Below are 14,851 nucleotides of genomic sequence, written 5' to 3' on the forward strand. Positions count from 1 at the left end.
TTGGGCCCGGATAGTTGAAATCAGGCTATGAGGGCTGACCCTGCCTGCTGCCTGATATATAATCCGCCGATTTCCATGGCAGCAACGCACAAGGCACTGATGGAGCTTATTCGCGGCATTCACAATCTCAAGCCCCGTCACCGGGGATGTGTATTAACCATTGGCAACTTTGATGGGGTTCATCAGGGTCACCATGCGGTATTGGCACGTCTCAAGGAGAAAGCGGCCCAGCTGGGATTGCCCGCCTGCGTCATGCTGTTTGAGCCGCAGCCGCTGGAGCTGTTTGCCGGCACAGCTGCGCCCGCCCGGCTGAGTCGGTTGCGGGAGAAGTATGAAGCGCTGCAGGGGCTGCATATCGACCGCATGCTCTGTGTGCGCTTCAGCCACCGCTTTGCCGAGCAGGCGGCCTCGACATTCATCGAGCAGTTGCTGGTGGAGAAGCTCGGAGTGCGCTATCTGGTGGTCGGCGACGATTTTCGCTTCGGCAAGGGGCGGGAAGGGGACTTCCACCTGCTGGAGGAGGCGGGTCATCGCTTCGGCTTCGAGGTGATCAGCACCCAGAGCTTCCAGCTCGAACGGCAGCGGGTCAGCAGCACCCTGGTGCGTGAAGCCCTTAAAGCGGGCCGGATGGCGGAAGTGGAGCTGATGCTTGGCCGTCCCTACACCATCAGCGGCCGGGTGGCTCACGGCGACAAGCTGGGGCGCACCATAGGTTTTCCCACCGCCAATCTGGCCCTCAAGCGTCAGGTGATCCCGGTCGGTGGCGTGTTTGCGGTGGAAGTGATATGTTCCGGCAAGACCTTCCCCGGTGTAGCCAATGTGGGTGTACGGCCGACCTTGAGCGGTACACAAGCCAGATTGGAAGTACATCTATTTGATTTTTCTGGTGATCTATATGGTCGGCAGGTCAAGGTGCTGCTTCGCCACAAGCTGCGCGAAGAGCAGAAGTTTGCCTCTTTCACTGCCTTGAAAGAGCAGATCGAACGAGATGCCCTGGCGGCCCGAGCCTGGTTCGGGCTGCCACAATTCAATTTACCCAGCACTCTTTTAGAAAAGAAGGGAACCCAGGACTGATGAGCGACTATAAACACACCCTGAATCTTCCGGAAACCGAGTTTCCGATGCGTGGCGATCTGGCCAAGCGCGAACCCAACATGCTGAAACGTTGGTACGATCAGGATCTCTACGGCGCTATTCGCCGCGCCAAAGCGGGCAAGCCTTCTTTCATTCTGCATGATGGCCCCCCCTATGCGAACGGCAACATTCACATCGGTCACTCGGTCAACAAGATCCTCAAAGACATCATCATCAAGTCCAAGGGCCTCTCCGGTTTCGATTCCCCCTATGTGCCGGGTTGGGATTGCCACGGTCTGCCTATCGAACTGAAAGTGGAAGGCATGGTCGGCAAGCCGGGCGAGAAGGTTTCCGCTGCCGAATTCCGTGCCGAGTGCCGCAAATACGCCAAGACCCAGATCGAAGCGCAGAAGACCGACTTCATCCGTCTGGGTGTGCTGGGTGACTGGGAACACCCCTACCTGACCATGGATTTTGGCACCGAAGCCAACATCATCCGCTCCATGGCCAAGATCGTTGAAAACGGCCACTTGCACAAAGGCTCCAAGCCGGTGCACTGGTGTACCGATTGCGGCTCCGCGCTGGCTGAAGCCGAGGTTGAGTACTACGACAAAAACTCCCCCTCCATCGATGTGCGCTTCAAGGCCGTTGATGAGGCGACCGTTGCCGCCAAGTTTGACTGCGCCGAAGGCCACACCGGCAAGGGCCCGATCTCTGCGGTGATCTGGACCACCACTCCGTGGACCCTGCCAGCCAACCGCGCCATCGCCATGCACGCCGATCTGGATTACGCACTGGTGCAGGTTGAAGGTGAGCATCCCGAGCGTCTGATCCTGGCCGCCGAGCTGGTCAAGGATGTGATGGAGCGCGCCGGTATCGAGAAGTTCCACAATCTGGGTTACGCCAAGGGCGCCGCGCTTGAGCTGCTGCGCTTCAACCACCCCTTCTACAGCTTCGACGTGCCGGTGGTACTGGGTGATCACGTTACCCTGGATGCCGGTACCGGTGCCGTTCACACCGCACCTGGCCACGGTCAGGAAGACTTCGTGGTCGGTCAGAAGTACGGTCTGGAAGTGGCCAACCCGGTTGGCAGCAACGGTGTTTACCTGCCGGATACCGAACTGTTTGCCGGTCAGCATGTGTTCAAGGCCAACGCCTCCGTGATCGAAGTGCTGACCGAGCTCGGCGCCCTGCTGCATCACAAGGTGTTCAACCACTCCTATCCGCACTGCTGGCGTCACAAGACCCCGATCATCTTCCGTGCTACTCCACAGTGGTTCATCAGCATGGAGCAAAAGGGTCTGCGCAAGCGCGCGCTGGAAGAGATCGAGCGCATCGAGAAGGATGGCATTGCCCAGCAAGGCCAGAGCGGCTGGGTACCGGCCTGGGGCAAGAACCGCATTCAGGCGATGGTCGAGAACCGTCCTGACTGGTGTATCTCCCGTCAGCGCACCTGGGGTGTGCCCATCTCCCTGTTCGTCCACAAAGAGACCCAGGAACTGCACCCGGAATCCGTGCGCCTGATGCACGAGGTCGCCAAGCGGGTCGAGCAGTCCGGCATCCAGGCCTGGTGGGATCTGGACAAGGCGGAGCTGCTGGGTGCCGATGCCGACATGTACGACAAGGTGCCTGACACTCTGGACGTCTGGTTTGACTCCGGTTCTACCCACGCCTCCGTGGTCGATGCCCGTCCCGAGTTCAACGGCAAGCCGGCCGACATGTATCTGGAAGGTTCTGACCAGCACCGTGGCTGGTTCATGTCGTCGCTCATGATCGGTGTGGCCATGAAAGACAAGGCTCCCTATAACCAGGTGCTGACTCACGGCTTCACTGTGGATGGTCAGGGTCGCAAGATGTCCAAGTCCATCGGCAACGTGGTGAGCCCGCAGGACGTAATGAACAAGCTGGGTGCCGACATCCTGCGTCTGTGGGTAGCGAGCACTGACTACACCGGCGAGATGACCGTCTCCGACGAGATCCTCAAGCGTTCTGCCGATGCTTATCGTCGTATTCGCAACACTGCCCGCTTCCTGCTGGCCAACCTGAACGGCTTCAATCCGGCGACCGACATGGTGGCGCCCGCCGACATGGTAGTGGTGGATCGCTGGGCCGTGGGTCGTGCCAAAGCGGTACAGGCCGAGATCATGGCGGCATTCGACGAGTACAACTTCCACGGCGTAACCCAGAAGCTGATGCAGTTCTGCTCCATCGAGATGGGCTCCTTCTATCTGGATGTCATCAAGGATCGTCAGTACACCGCCAAGGCTGACAGCCTGGCCCGTCGCTCTTGCCAGACAGCCCTTTATCACATCGCCGAGGCCATGGTGCGCTGGATGGCGCCGATCATGAGCTTCACCGCTGATGAAATCTGGGCCCTGCTGCCGGGTGAGCGCGGCGAGTTCGTCTTCACCGAAGAGTGGTACGACGGCCTGTTCGGGCTGGAAGCGGGTGAAACCCTCAACGACGAGTTCTGGGCCGAGATCCTCACCGTGCGCGGTGAAGTGAACAAGGCGCTGGAAGTGGCCCGTGGCGAGAAGCGTATCGGTGGTTCCCTGCAGGCCGAACTGACCCTGTTCGCCAAGCCGGAGCTGGCTGCACGCCTGAATGCCCTGGCCGATGAGCTGCGTTTCGTGCTGCTCACCTCCAAAGCCAAGGTTGTTGAGGCTGACACTGCGCCGGAAGGCTCTGTGGCGACCGAGCGTGATGACCTGTGGCTGAGCGTGGCCCAGTCTGCTGCCGCCAAGTGCGACCGCTGCTGGCACCATGTAGAAGATGTGGGCACCATCGCGGGTCACGAAGAGATCTGTGGTCGCTGCGTGACCAACGTTGAGGGTGACGGCGAAACGCGTCAATTTGCCTGATGAACATGACTCAACATAAAAGCGGCCTGCGTTGGCTGTGGCTGGCAGTGCTGGCCTTTGTTCTGGACCAGGCGAGCAAGCTCGCCGTGGTCAAACTGCTGCCATTTGGCTACCCGGGGGTGGAGATCACCCCCTTCTTCAATCTGGTTCACGTCTACAACAAGGGCGCCGCATTCAGCTTTCTGGCTGATCAGGGGGGCTGGCAGCGCTGGTTCTTCGCGGTGCTGGCTTTTGCCATCTGTGGATTGCTGATCCACTGGCTGCGCAAGCAGTCGGTGACCCAGCGTTGGAGCGGTATCGCCTATTCACTCATCATCGGCGGCGCCCTTGGCAACGTCTTTGATCGACTGGTGTTGGGCCATGTGGTCGATTTCCTCGACTTCTACTGGCAGCGTGCGCACTGGCCGGCATTCAATCTGGCCGACAGCTTTATCTTTATCGGGGCCGCCATGATTGTGCTGGACGGTTTCCGTGGTGAGAAAAAGGAGCAGGCATGAGCCAGCAGATCACCGCTAACAGCAGCGTGCTGTTCCACTTCTCCATCAAGCTGGAAGATGGCTCAGTTGCCGACAGCACGGCGCTGCACGGCAAACCTGCCCGCCTGCGGATGGGCGATGGTAGCCTGACCCCCACCTTCGAGCAGTGTCTGCTGGGGCTGAGCGAAGGGGAGAGCAAGAGTTTTACTCTGGCGCCGGAAGAGGCCTTTGGTCTCTCCAATCCCGACAACATCTACCATCTCGACCGTGCCAAATTTGGCGCCGATGTGGAGCCAAAAGTCGGCACCATCATCCTGTTCGATCAGCCCAATGGCAGCGAGCTGCCGGGCATTATCCGGGCGGTAGCCGGGATGTCGGTCACGGTCGATTTCAACCACCCGCTGGCTGGTCATACCGTCACCTTCGAGGTGGAGATCCTGGGCGTTGATGATGAGGAGAAGGTGCATTAATGGATATTCTGCTCGCTAACCCTCGCGGTTTTTGCGCCGGTGTAGATCGCGCCATCAGCATTGTCGAGAGTGCGCTGGAGAAGTTCGGTGCCCCCATCTATGTCCGCCACGAAGTGGTGCATAACCGCTATGTGGTGAACAAGCTGAAAGAGGCGGGCGCTGTCTTCGTCGAGGAGCTGGACGAGGTGCCGGATGACAGCATCGTCATCTTCTCTGCTCACGGCGTGGCCAAAACAGTGCGCGAGATGGCCAAGTCCCGCGCCCTCAAGGTATTTGATGCCACCTGTCCGCTGGTGACCAAAGTTCACATGGAAGTCCATCGCGCCAGTCGCAAGGGCTCCGAAGCCGTGCTTATCGGTCATGCTGGCCACCCCGAGGTGATCGGGACCATGGGGCAATACGAGAATCGCGAAGGTGGCATGTATCTGGTGGAGACACCGGAAGATGTGGCCAAGCTCAAGGTGAAGAATCCGGATGACCTCTGCTTCGTCACCCAGACCACCCTGAGCGTGGATGAGACCTCTGACGTGATCGATGCGCTGCGCCAGTACTTCCCCAAGATCCAGGGGCCGCGTAAGGACGATATCTGCTACGCCACCCAGAACCGTCAGGATGCGGTGCGGGAGATGGCGGGGCTGGTGGACGCCATGCTGGTGGTGGGGTCTCGCAACTCCTCCAACTCCAACCGTCTGCGCGAGCTGGCCGAGAAGGTGGGCGCCAGAGCCTATCTTATCGACGATGCGTCGATGATCGAGGCGAGCTGGCTGGAAGGGGTGAAGGCGATCGGCGTCACTGCAGGTGCATCCGCCCCCGAGGTGCTGGTGCAAAACGTGATTGCCCGCCTGCGGGAGCTGGGAGGCAAGGTGGTTGCCGAGCATCCTGGCCGTGAAGAGAACGTAGTCTTTGAGGTTCCTCCCGAACTTAGAATAATTTGAGTGCAGCCAGGAAGGCTTAAGAATAAAGTGTGTTGATAATGACGCCGGGTTTGTTCATGGGACAGGCTCGGCGTTAAACTTATGAAGCAGTCTGTCACCAAGGATGGGATATGATTGGATACTTTCGTGGCTTTTCTCTTATTGAGTTGATGATTGTCATCGCCATCGTGGCGATTCTTGGCACCATCGCTTATCCCGCCTATCAGCAATATGTGCTGACCAGTCATCGTGTCGAAGCCAAGAGCATGCTGTTGAATGCGGCCAATCGGCAAGAAACCTATTTTATGGATTTCAATCAGTATGCATCCTCTGCTGCTGCTCTTGGTATCAGTAGTGCATCTGAGAATGGCCTGTATCAATTATCCATTGCCGTATCAGGTAACACCTACACCTTGTCAGCAAGTGCTGGCGCGGCGACGGCCCAAGCCAAAGATACCGATTGCACAGTGTTTTCCATTAATCAGTTGGGTGTCAAAAGTGCTTCCGGTGCAGCTAGCAATAGCTGTTGGGAATAGCCCATGGTCATTCATGTTTCACCACATCAGAGAGGATTCAGCCTGCTGGAGGTGATGATAGCGGCAGTAGTGTTGTCATTTGGCTTGCTGGGACTGGTTGCTATGCAGGCTCAGTCTAAGTTTTCCGGATATGAAGCCCGACAGCGCACAATAGCCAGCTGGTTGGCTAACGATATGGTTGAGAGGCTCAGAGTCAACCGTGGAGCCTGGGAGTCGCAAGCTAACAATACCTGGATTGTCAGCGCAGGCACTTCATCATTGCCATCCTGCGCTAATGAAAATGGCACTATGAGCAGCTGTAGCGATGCTCAGTTACGGGATCTCGATCTCTATTATTGGCGACAGTCATTAATGGGAAGTGCTGCTTCGGGGGCCGGAGCAACATTACAAAATCCCACCGGCTGCATTATCAAGGGAGCCAGCAATGCATTGACGGTCTCAATTTTTTGGGCTGGACGTGAATCATCTCATGATGGGGCAAATGGCGTTGCATCAGCGATTACGACGGCATGTGGAATTGCAGGTGTTGATTTAACGAGGCGTCAGTTTGTTCTGATGACGACGCTATGAAACATCATGGGTTTACGCTGGTTGAATGGCTCATCGCAATGGTGATTGGTGTTTTTCTGCTCGGTGGGGTGATGAGTATTTTTGTGGCCTCACGCGCTACCACCAATGAGTCCTTCGATCAGAGTGAGCTGCTCGAAAATGGTCGAATTGCCATGCGTCTCATCACTCAGGATTTACGCTGGGCCGGGTTTTGGGGGGATTTCACGGGGGGGGCTCTGATTGCGGGTGATGAGCTCACTTTGTCTGCTGATGCTACCGTGACAAATGACTGTCTGGATGAGAGAAATGAAGGGAGTCTACCCTCCAACCTTTTTCCAGTACGCCCGCTGTGGGTTACTCATATCAGTGCTGCAGGCACCATGAGTGGTTTTGCCTGTATCTCATCTTCTACTCGCGTTGCCGGCTCGGATGTTATCAGTATCAAGCGCCTGATTGGCAATCCGGTGACAGGAGGACTAGATGCCAATCGTTTCTATATGGCCACCAATACTCAACAGGCTCATTTATTCAGAGGTAATGAGACTGCGCCTTCCGAGGTGGCCATGCCGATGCGTCAGATTTGGGAGTACCAGCATCATGTCTATTACCTCTCGCCTAATGGTCGTGGTGGTTTTGAACTGCGCAAGCGTATCCTCACTGCTGATGGCGGTTCTTGGTTGATATCTGGGGCTTTGGTTGATGGTATTGAACGCATGGTGCTGTTGTTTGGGGTCGATACCAGCAATGTGCCGGATGGTCGTGTAGACAAGTTTTCCGCCATAGATGCAGTCACCTCGCAAGAGTGGGGGGAGGGGCGGGTCATCGCAGTCCGTGTTTTTTTGCTTGTGCGCTCGCTGCAGGCATCCAGTCGCTATACCAACAACAATGTCTATCAACTGGGAGATATCAGCGTGGCTGGCAATGGGGATGGGTTTCGACGCTTGTTGCTGGAAAGTACTGTAGTACTGCGTAATCCCATGGTGATGGCGGGAGGTGGGTAGTGAAGCATTCACGTGGCGTGGCATTGATCGTGGCGCTGGTGATTCTGGCCCCTTTGACTTTGATTGCCGTGGTGTTGATGCAATCTGGGGGCATGGATTTACGTGCTAGTGGAGCGGCGGCAGCGTTACAGCAAGTCGAACACAGAGTAGAGGGCATCATAGGTGGCGCCATGCAGCAAGCAGGGCTTGCTACCCAGATTGCTCAGATGCCTTCTGTTTCGACGGCAACGTCAACAGTGAGTGGCTCTATGGGTAACGCCACCATGCAATATAGAAGTGAAACAGTGTGCAAGCGCCGATTTGACGCGACCAGCAAGAACGTCATACCAGCCTGCCGTTATGTAGAGCTAGAGGCAAGCCAAACGTACGGAAAACAGGGGCGTCCTATGACGTGGACGGTTGGAGTCGAACAGCCATTGTTAAAGACGGCTGAATAGGAGCGACAGCGATGTTACATCATGGAAAACTGTGGCTGATGGCCCTGTGTGCACTTAGTGTGCCAGCTGTCGCCAGCGATGCTTACTCGGATGATACCGAACTGTTCATCTATGACTTCTCGAAAGCGGGAGATTATCGGCCCAAGGTGCTGATCATTTTCGACAACTCTGGCAGTATGGCCGAAACCATGGAGCTGGAGCGGGAAAAGTATAATCCTGCCACTGTCTATCCAGCGCTGAACCGGGATCCTGATACCAGTAACTCGCGTAATTATATCTATTATTCGACCGATGGTTCTGTGCCCGCCATCAATAGTTCTCGGCGTTTTCGCGACAGCATCAATGCTTGCGCCTCATCAAAGCCCCCCCTAAGCACGGTCGGTTATTTTCAGTCCCAAGTCTGGACGTATGTCTATTCAAGTTATCGTAATGGATTACCTCGTCAGGGGGATTGGGAGACTATCTCTGGCAAGTACGAAGATGACATCACCATTGTCGACTGCAAGCAGGATATTCAGAACCGCAATCCTGCCAATCCTTTCAACGGAACGCTGGTGGTGGGGGCGGTCGGCGATGGTTACCCGGTCGACAAAACCAGCAACACTCGCGGCGAGTGGTATTACACAGCTAATGCGAATAATGCCACATCGGGTAGCAATACCAGTGTAACTCTCTACACTGCCAACTATATCCGCTGGTATTACGGGCCGACGGGTTATGCCGTTGAATCGCGCTTGCGTATCGCCAAGGATGCGGTCAAGTCGGTGATCTCCTCCACTCCTGGGGTTGATTTCGGCTTGGCCATCTTCAATACCAACAATAGTACCAGCACCAATGGTGGCAGAGTGGTACGCCGCATCCTCAGTAACGACGATATTGTCGGCACCATTACTGCAGAACAGGACTTGCTCAATACTGTGGAAGACCTGTCGGCTACGACCAATACGCCATTATGTGAAACCCTCTATGAAGCCTACCGTTTCTACGGAGGGCAATCCGTGCTCTATGGCAAGCAAGGTGGTACGCGGGACAAGCTTGCTGAAGATCCGGAAGGTACTTACACCTCGCCTTATGACAAATGTTCAAATAATGGCTATGTCATCTATGTCACTGATGGTGCTCCGACCAGCGATACGGCTGCTGATAGTGCAGTAAAAGCGTTGACGGATTCGCTAAGCCCAGATGAACGGGCTGCCTACGGCTCAACAGTGGGATATGGTTCCGGAACTTCCAAGAGCTATCTGGCAGCGATGGCTGGCTACATGAAGAACAAGGATGTAAATACTTCATCGCCCGGCAAGCAGACTGTTACCACGTTTACCGTGGGATTTGGTGATGACGCGATCTCTGGGGCGGGCAATCTGCTGGCAGAAACGGCGAGACGTGGAGGCGGTCAATATTACCCTGCGGTCAGTGCTGAAGCGCTCACTCAGGCGTTGCGATCTTCCCTGTTAGCCATTTTGCGGATAAACACCTCTCTGGTGTCGCCAGCTATCACCACTAACAACTTTGACCGGACTCGCAGCCTCAATAATATCTATTACGCCATGTTCGAGCCTGATACCGGGCCGCGCTGGAAGGGTAACCTGAAGAAGCTGGTTTTGTCTGGTGATGGGTATGTGGCAGATGTTAACGGTTTGCCCGCCATCAAGGTAGATGGTTCCATTCTGGATCAGGCTCAGACCTATTGGTCATCGGAACGGGATGGGAATCTGGTTGCCAAGGGCGGCGTGCAGTCCATGTTGGCAGAGAAGACCAATCGCAATCTTTATGTGATCAATACGGTTGCATCGCCCAAGCGATTGGACGCTTTTAACAAAGCCAATTTGGTGTCGATCGCAGGCTCTGCCGACAATTTGGCCAGCTACATGCGGTTAGCCAGTGCCACCGAGCTTGACGGACAGATCGACTGGACAAAAGGTGTCGATGTGGACGATGAAGATTATGATGCCAGTACCACTATTCGGCCATACATAGTGGGAGACCCCCTGCACTCTCGTCCATTGGTGGTCAATTATGGTTGCTCCATTGCTTCAGGCCAGAGCACCTGTACTCCTGACTTGCGGATCCTGATGGGAACCAATGCTGGTTTCCTGCATATGTTCAAAGATCTCGGTAGTACGGTTGATGAAAGCTGGGCCATGATCCCCTATGAACTGTTGCCCAGGCAAGAAGCTCTACGTCTCAATGCCGAGTCTGGCGATCATATCTACGGTGTTGATGCTTCACCGGTTGCGTTGATCAAGGATGCCAATAGGAATGGTGTTATCAAGGCATCAGAGGGAGACTTTGTCTGGCTGCTTTTCGGTTTGCGAGGGGGTGGTAGTAGCTACTATGCACTCGATATTACCAACCCAGATGCCCCCAGCTTGAAATGGACGATCAATAGTCAGACTGCGGGCTTCTCATTACTGGGGGAAACCTGGTCAGTACCGGAGGTGGCTTATATTCCTTGGGATGCTCCTCCGAGCAACAAGCGATTGGTGATGGTTTTTTCCGGTGGTTACGATGCCAATAAGAGTAAAGTCGGGATAGGTAGCTCTGACAGCAAGGGTATGGGCGTCTACATGGTCGATGCCGATAGTGGTGCTCTTGTGTTCAGCGCAACACCTGGAGCTGGCTCCAGTACCAACAAGCAGGTGACTGCGATGGTTGATAGCATGCCGGGGTCAGTTTCCACTCTAGACAGTGATGGTGATGGGAAAACTGACCGAATTTATGCTGGTGATACAGGCGGCAATATCTGGCGCCTGGATATGCCTTCAACCAGTACTAGCTCCTGGAGTATTTTCAAGTTTGCCAGTCTTGGGTCTGATGATGTACAGGCTAATGACCGCCGCTTTTTCACTCAGCCTGTATTGGTACGTACTATAAACAAGCAAGTGACCAAGACGGTAATTAGTGGCGAAGATTATTTCTCGTTCAAAGATAGGCCATTCGATGCGGTGCTGATTGGTTCTGGTGATCGAAACCGCCCATCGTCCGAGTCTACCGTGCAAAACGCCTATTTTATGTTGCGTGACTACGGGGTAGTTACCAAGAGTTATAACACTGCTGCTCCAGCCCCTATCACGATGACGGACTTGTATGACGTATCGGTTGATCCTCTGGCTGGTGTCACGGACACCAATGACCTGCTTAGTTTGAGAGCTGCCATTACCAGTAAATTGGGTTGGAAATATTGGCTAGCCGAGTCAGGAGAGAAGTCGATGGGGTCTGGTGTTGTGCTGCAAGGCAAGCTCTATTTTACCTCTTTTTTACCACAGGTTCAGTCATTCGAGGAGTGTACGATCCAGTCGATAGGCGCGATGCGGCAGTATATGGTCGACATGCATTACGGTACCTCTTTCAAATATGTGGTGGATCAGGATGGTAATGAAATCCCGGAACGCTATGTGGAAGTAAATAACAAGGTGGCCGATGATCTGGTGATCCATGCTGGTGATGATTCAAAGATCCGGATTATTGGTGGTGCCCCGGGTGAAGAGGTGATTCTCAAAGACGAAGGAGAAGGGGTTCCTGAGCGCTGTACCGGCGAGGGGGAGTGTTCGGAAGGGGCGGAGGAGGCTGAAATGGATATGACGCCCAAGAAAATATACCTGTATGAGGATGAGCCACAATGAAAATGATCCTCTGGCTGATGGCGTTGTCAAATGCGGCCAATGTCTATGCTGTCGTGGATAGAAAATGCTATGTCGAGTTGGCAAATGATACCTATGTCGTTATTCAGGGGACGATAAAGGATAGCCAGAGTGCTGAAATCGTCTTTCAAAAGAAAGGGTTTGAACTGAATGGGCAACTCCTGATGGTGAAGAGAGTTATCGAGTGTCAGTCAACCGAACAGCCATTCAATCTTGAGGCTGCGCAACGGCAAGAGAAACTGCAGCCAAGATAGTGGTCAAGGGCAAATGCTGGTGGTTTCGGATTTACTGCTGCGACCTGATGCTGCGATTACAACATCAACTCTGGGTTCTTCGCTGATGCAGACCCTTACGGTCATATTGGTACCTAGGCTGGTTCCATCAGCGGCAAACAAGACTCGGGGTCTGGTTGAACTGATGGTGGCATCTAGAGTAAAAGCTGGTGTGCGTGTGAGTTCTACTTCCCCTTCGTCCAGCTCGGCATTACCGTCATCATCGATGAAAACCAATAATTGAACCGGATCCTGTTCAACGCACTCGTTATTGTTGTTTATTAGGCATGCGGTGACGGTTTGCTGGTCACTGATAGCTTGGGTGCGCGCAAAGCGCAGGAGCTTAATCAACCGCTCGCTTTCATAGTTAGCCGTGCTGTCTTTAAGCAGAGAGCCCAAAGAAGGAATACCAATCCCCAACAGAATGACGCCCAGCGCAATGGCTATCATCAACTCCATCAGGGTAAATCCGGCGTTTTTCATATCTGCTGAGGCCTGTCGTTCCGTGACTATGTACAGCTTATCCTTCCCGCTGGTTGCTGTCACACGGTTACGCCTGTCTTGAACTGGCAGATTGCCCCCCTTTTCTTTATCATTCCCCATCATTTTCGAATACAAGATGCATCGCCATGGCAAAAGCCCTCTCTCTGATGCTTGCCCAGTTGAATCTGACGGTAGGCGCCATCGAAGATAACACTGACAAAGTGCTCGCTGCGGCGGCTCAGGCCGAACAGCAAGGCGCTGATCTGCTGGTCTGTTCCGAGCTGGCCCTGACCGGCTATCCACCGGAAGATCTGCTGCTGCGTGCCGATCTGATGATCCGGGTTGAGGCCGCGCTGGCTCGTGTTGCCGAATGGCAGGGCAACTGTGCCATTTTGGTGGGGCATCCCTGGCGTGAAGGGGAGGCGCTCTACAACGCGGCGTCACTCTATGAGCAGGGCAAGCTGATTGCCCGTTACTTCAAGCAGGACTTGCCCAACTACGGCGTGTTTGATGAGAAGCGCTACTTCACCGCGGCAACCGAGACCTGCGTGGTGCCGTTCCGTGGTCACCAGCTGGGGCTGCTCATCTGTGAAGATCTGTGGCAGCCGGGGCCGGCGCTGGCCGCCAAGGCGGCGGGTGCCGAGCTGCTGCTCACCATCAATGCGTCGCCCTACGATCAGGAGAAACCCTGGATCCGCCGCGAGCTGATGGCCGAGCGCTGCGATCAGACCGGTCTGCCGCTGGTCTACCTCAATCAGGTGTGCGGTCAGGATGAGCTGATTTTCGACGGCTGCTCCAAGGTGTTCAGCAGCCAGGGTGAGTTGACTCACAAGCTGGCCCCGTTTGCCGAAGAGCTGGCGCTGGTACGTTTTGCTGATGGCCAGCCGGTGAAGGAGCGGGAACCCGCTGCGCCGCTCGAGCCGTTGGCCGAGACCTATCAGGCGCTGGTGCTGGCAGTGCGCGACTACGTTACCAAGAACGGTTTCCACGGCGCTGTGCTGGGTCTCTCCGGTGGCATCGACTCGGCGCTGACGTTGGCCATCGCGGCCGATGCCATCGGGGCCGACAAGGTGCAGGCGGTGATGATGCCGTTCCGCTACACAGCACAGATGAGTGTGGAAGATGCCAAGGAGCAGGCCGAGCGGATGGGGGTTGAGTTCAACATCATCTCCATCGAGCCGATGTTCGAAGGATTTATGACCCAGCTGGCGCCGTTGTTTGAAGGTACCGCTCGCGATACGACCGAAGAGAACCTGCAGGCCCGCTGCCGCGGCGTGCTGCTGATGGCGCTCTCCAACAAGCGTCGTCGCATCGTGCTGACCACTGGCAACAAGAGCGAAATGGCTGTGGGTTATGCCACCCTGTACGGTGACATGGCCGGTGGCTTCGACGTGCTGAAAGATGTGCCCAAGACGCTGGTATTCAAGTTGTGCGAATATCGCAACTCGGTTGACTATGTGATCCCGCAGCGGGTTATCGACCGTCCTCCTTCAGCGGAGCTGGCGCCGGATCAGGTGGATCAGGACAGCCTGCCGCCATACGAAATCCTCGATGCCATCCTCAAGCGTTATGTGGAAGAGGATGCGTCCGTGGCCGACATGGTGGCCGAAGGGTTCGAGGAAGCGGTGGTGCGCAAGGTGATCCGGCTGGTGGATCTCAACGAATACAAGCGCCGTCAGGCGGCGGTCGGGCCCCGCATTACGGCTCGCAACTTTGGTAAGGATCGCCGTTACCCCATTACATCCGGGTTCGGCAAACAGAACTGGTAAGGAGTCACCATGAAGAAGATTGAAGCCATCATCAAACCGTTCAAGCTGGACGATGTGCGCGAGGCCCTGGCCGAGATCGGCATCAACGGCATGACCGTATCCGAAGTCAAAGGCTTCGGCCGCCAGAAGGGCCATACCGAGCTCTATCGCGGCGCCGAATATATGGTCGACTTCCTGCCGAAAGTGAAGGTGGAGCTGGTGGTGCAGGACGAGGATCTCGATGCCTGTCTGGAAGCGATCCAGAACACCGCTCGTACTGGCAAGATTGGTGATGGCAAGATCTTCGTCTGTGAGGTGGAGCGTGTTATTCGTATCCGTACCGGCGAAGAGAACGAAGACGCGATCTGACCTTGGCTATCTCTTTACCT

At 55.4% G+C, this 14,851-nt stretch carries 14 protein-coding genes; 13 read left to right on the forward strand and 1 reads right to left on the reverse strand.

What is annotated here, in order from left to right; genetic code table 11:
- Window positions 1-99 precede the first annotated feature (99 nt).
- The 11 genes from ribF (at window position 100) to tapY2 (ending at window position 12,213) form a co-directional block, all read left to right on the forward strand.
- Window positions 100-1,074 carry a bifunctional riboflavin kinase/FAD synthetase gene (gene ribF / locus I6L47_RS17150; RefSeq protein ID WP_216949377.1) on the forward strand — a complete coding sequence of 325 codons (975 nt, stop codon included), beginning with the start codon at window positions 100-102 and terminating at the stop codon, window positions 1,072-1,074.
- On the forward strand, window positions 1,074-3,935 hold the full coding sequence (gene ileS / locus I6L47_RS17155; protein ID WP_216947950.1) for an isoleucine--tRNA ligase: 2,862 nt from the start codon (window positions 1,074-1,076) through the stop codon (window positions 3,933-3,935). The genes ribF and ileS overlap by 1 nt, the downstream gene beginning before the upstream one ends.
- On the forward strand, window positions 3,935-4,432 hold the full coding sequence (lspA, locus tag I6L47_RS17160) for a signal peptidase II (RefSeq protein ID WP_005340447.1): 498 nt from the start codon (window positions 3,935-3,937) through the stop codon (window positions 4,430-4,432). The genes ileS and lspA overlap by 1 nt, the downstream gene beginning before the upstream one ends.
- Window positions 4,429-4,881 (forward strand): FKBP-type peptidyl-prolyl cis-trans isomerase, encoded by a 453-nt coding sequence (gene fkpB / locus I6L47_RS17165; protein WP_005341354.1) that lies wholly within the window; start codon window positions 4,429-4,431, stop codon window positions 4,879-4,881. Before lspA ends, fkpB begins: the two co-directional genes overlap by 4 nt.
- Window positions 4,881-5,816 carry a 4-hydroxy-3-methylbut-2-enyl diphosphate reductase gene (ispH, locus tag I6L47_RS17170; protein ID WP_216947951.1) on the forward strand — a complete coding sequence of 312 codons (936 nt, stop codon included), beginning with the start codon at window positions 4,881-4,883 and terminating at the stop codon, window positions 5,814-5,816. The genes fkpB and ispH overlap by 1 nt, the downstream gene beginning before the upstream one ends.
- A gap of 110 nt (window positions 5,817-5,926) precedes the next feature.
- On the forward strand, window positions 5,927-6,331 hold the full coding sequence (locus tag I6L47_RS17175; protein ID WP_005358030.1) for a type IV pilin protein: 405 nt from the start codon (window positions 5,927-5,929) through the stop codon (window positions 6,329-6,331).
- A 3-nt stretch (window positions 6,332-6,334) separates the two neighbouring features.
- Window positions 6,335-6,901, forward strand: coding sequence for a type IV pilus modification protein PilV (pilV, locus tag I6L47_RS17180; protein WP_083250020.1), 567 nt, complete (start codon window positions 6,335-6,337; stop codon window positions 6,899-6,901).
- Complete coding sequence (gene tppC / locus I6L47_RS17185; RefSeq protein ID WP_216947952.1) at window positions 6,898-7,881, forward strand: type IVa pilus pseudopilin TppC; 984 nt, start codon at window positions 6,898-6,900, stop codon at window positions 7,879-7,881. The genes pilV and tppC overlap by 4 nt, the downstream gene beginning before the upstream one ends.
- The gene (tppD, locus tag I6L47_RS17190) at window positions 7,881-8,318 is read left to right on the forward strand and encodes a type IVa pilus pseudopilin TppD (protein ID WP_041202403.1); all 438 of its coding nucleotides are present in this window, start codon (window positions 7,881-7,883) and stop codon (window positions 8,316-8,318) included. The genes tppC and tppD overlap by 1 nt, the downstream gene beginning before the upstream one ends.
- 11 nt (window positions 8,319-8,329) lie before the next feature.
- Window positions 8,330-11,941, forward strand: a complete 3,612-nt coding sequence (locus I6L47_RS17195) for a pilus assembly protein (RefSeq protein WP_216947953.1) — start codon at window positions 8,330-8,332, stop codon at window positions 11,939-11,941.
- Entirely contained in the window at window positions 11,938-12,213 is a 276-nt protein-coding gene (gene tapY2, locus I6L47_RS17200) for a type IVa secretion system protein TapY2 (protein ID WP_064337341.1), read from the forward strand. Before I6L47_RS17195 ends, tapY2 begins: the two co-directional genes overlap by 4 nt.
- Before the next feature lie 3 nt (window positions 12,214-12,216).
- Here tapY2 and I6L47_RS17205 read toward each other — a convergent pair whose 3' ends face one another.
- Complete coding sequence (locus I6L47_RS17205) at window positions 12,217-12,849, reverse strand: GspH/FimT family pseudopilin (RefSeq protein WP_302056603.1); 633 nt, start codon at window positions 12,847-12,849, stop codon at window positions 12,217-12,219.
- A gap of 11 nt (window positions 12,850-12,860) precedes the next feature.
- Here I6L47_RS17205 and I6L47_RS17210 point away from each other — a divergent pair, with 11 nt between their 5' ends.
- Together I6L47_RS17210 and glnB are read left to right on the forward strand one after the other, a co-directional pair.
- Window positions 12,861-14,483: an NAD+ synthase gene (locus I6L47_RS17210; protein WP_216947954.1), complete on the forward strand. Its 1,623-nt coding sequence runs from the start codon at window positions 12,861-12,863 to the stop codon at window positions 14,481-14,483.
- A gap of 9 nt (window positions 14,484-14,492) precedes the next feature.
- Window positions 14,493-14,831 (forward strand): nitrogen regulatory protein P-II, encoded by a 339-nt coding sequence (gene glnB / locus I6L47_RS17215; protein WP_005308848.1) that lies wholly within the window; start codon window positions 14,493-14,495, stop codon window positions 14,829-14,831.
- Window positions 14,832-14,851 lie beyond the last annotated feature (20 nt).

The organism is Aeromonas sp. FDAARGOS 1417 (assembly GCF_019046985.1).
Lineage (GTDB): Bacteria > Pseudomonadota > Gammaproteobacteria > Enterobacterales > Aeromonadaceae > Aeromonas > Aeromonas veronii.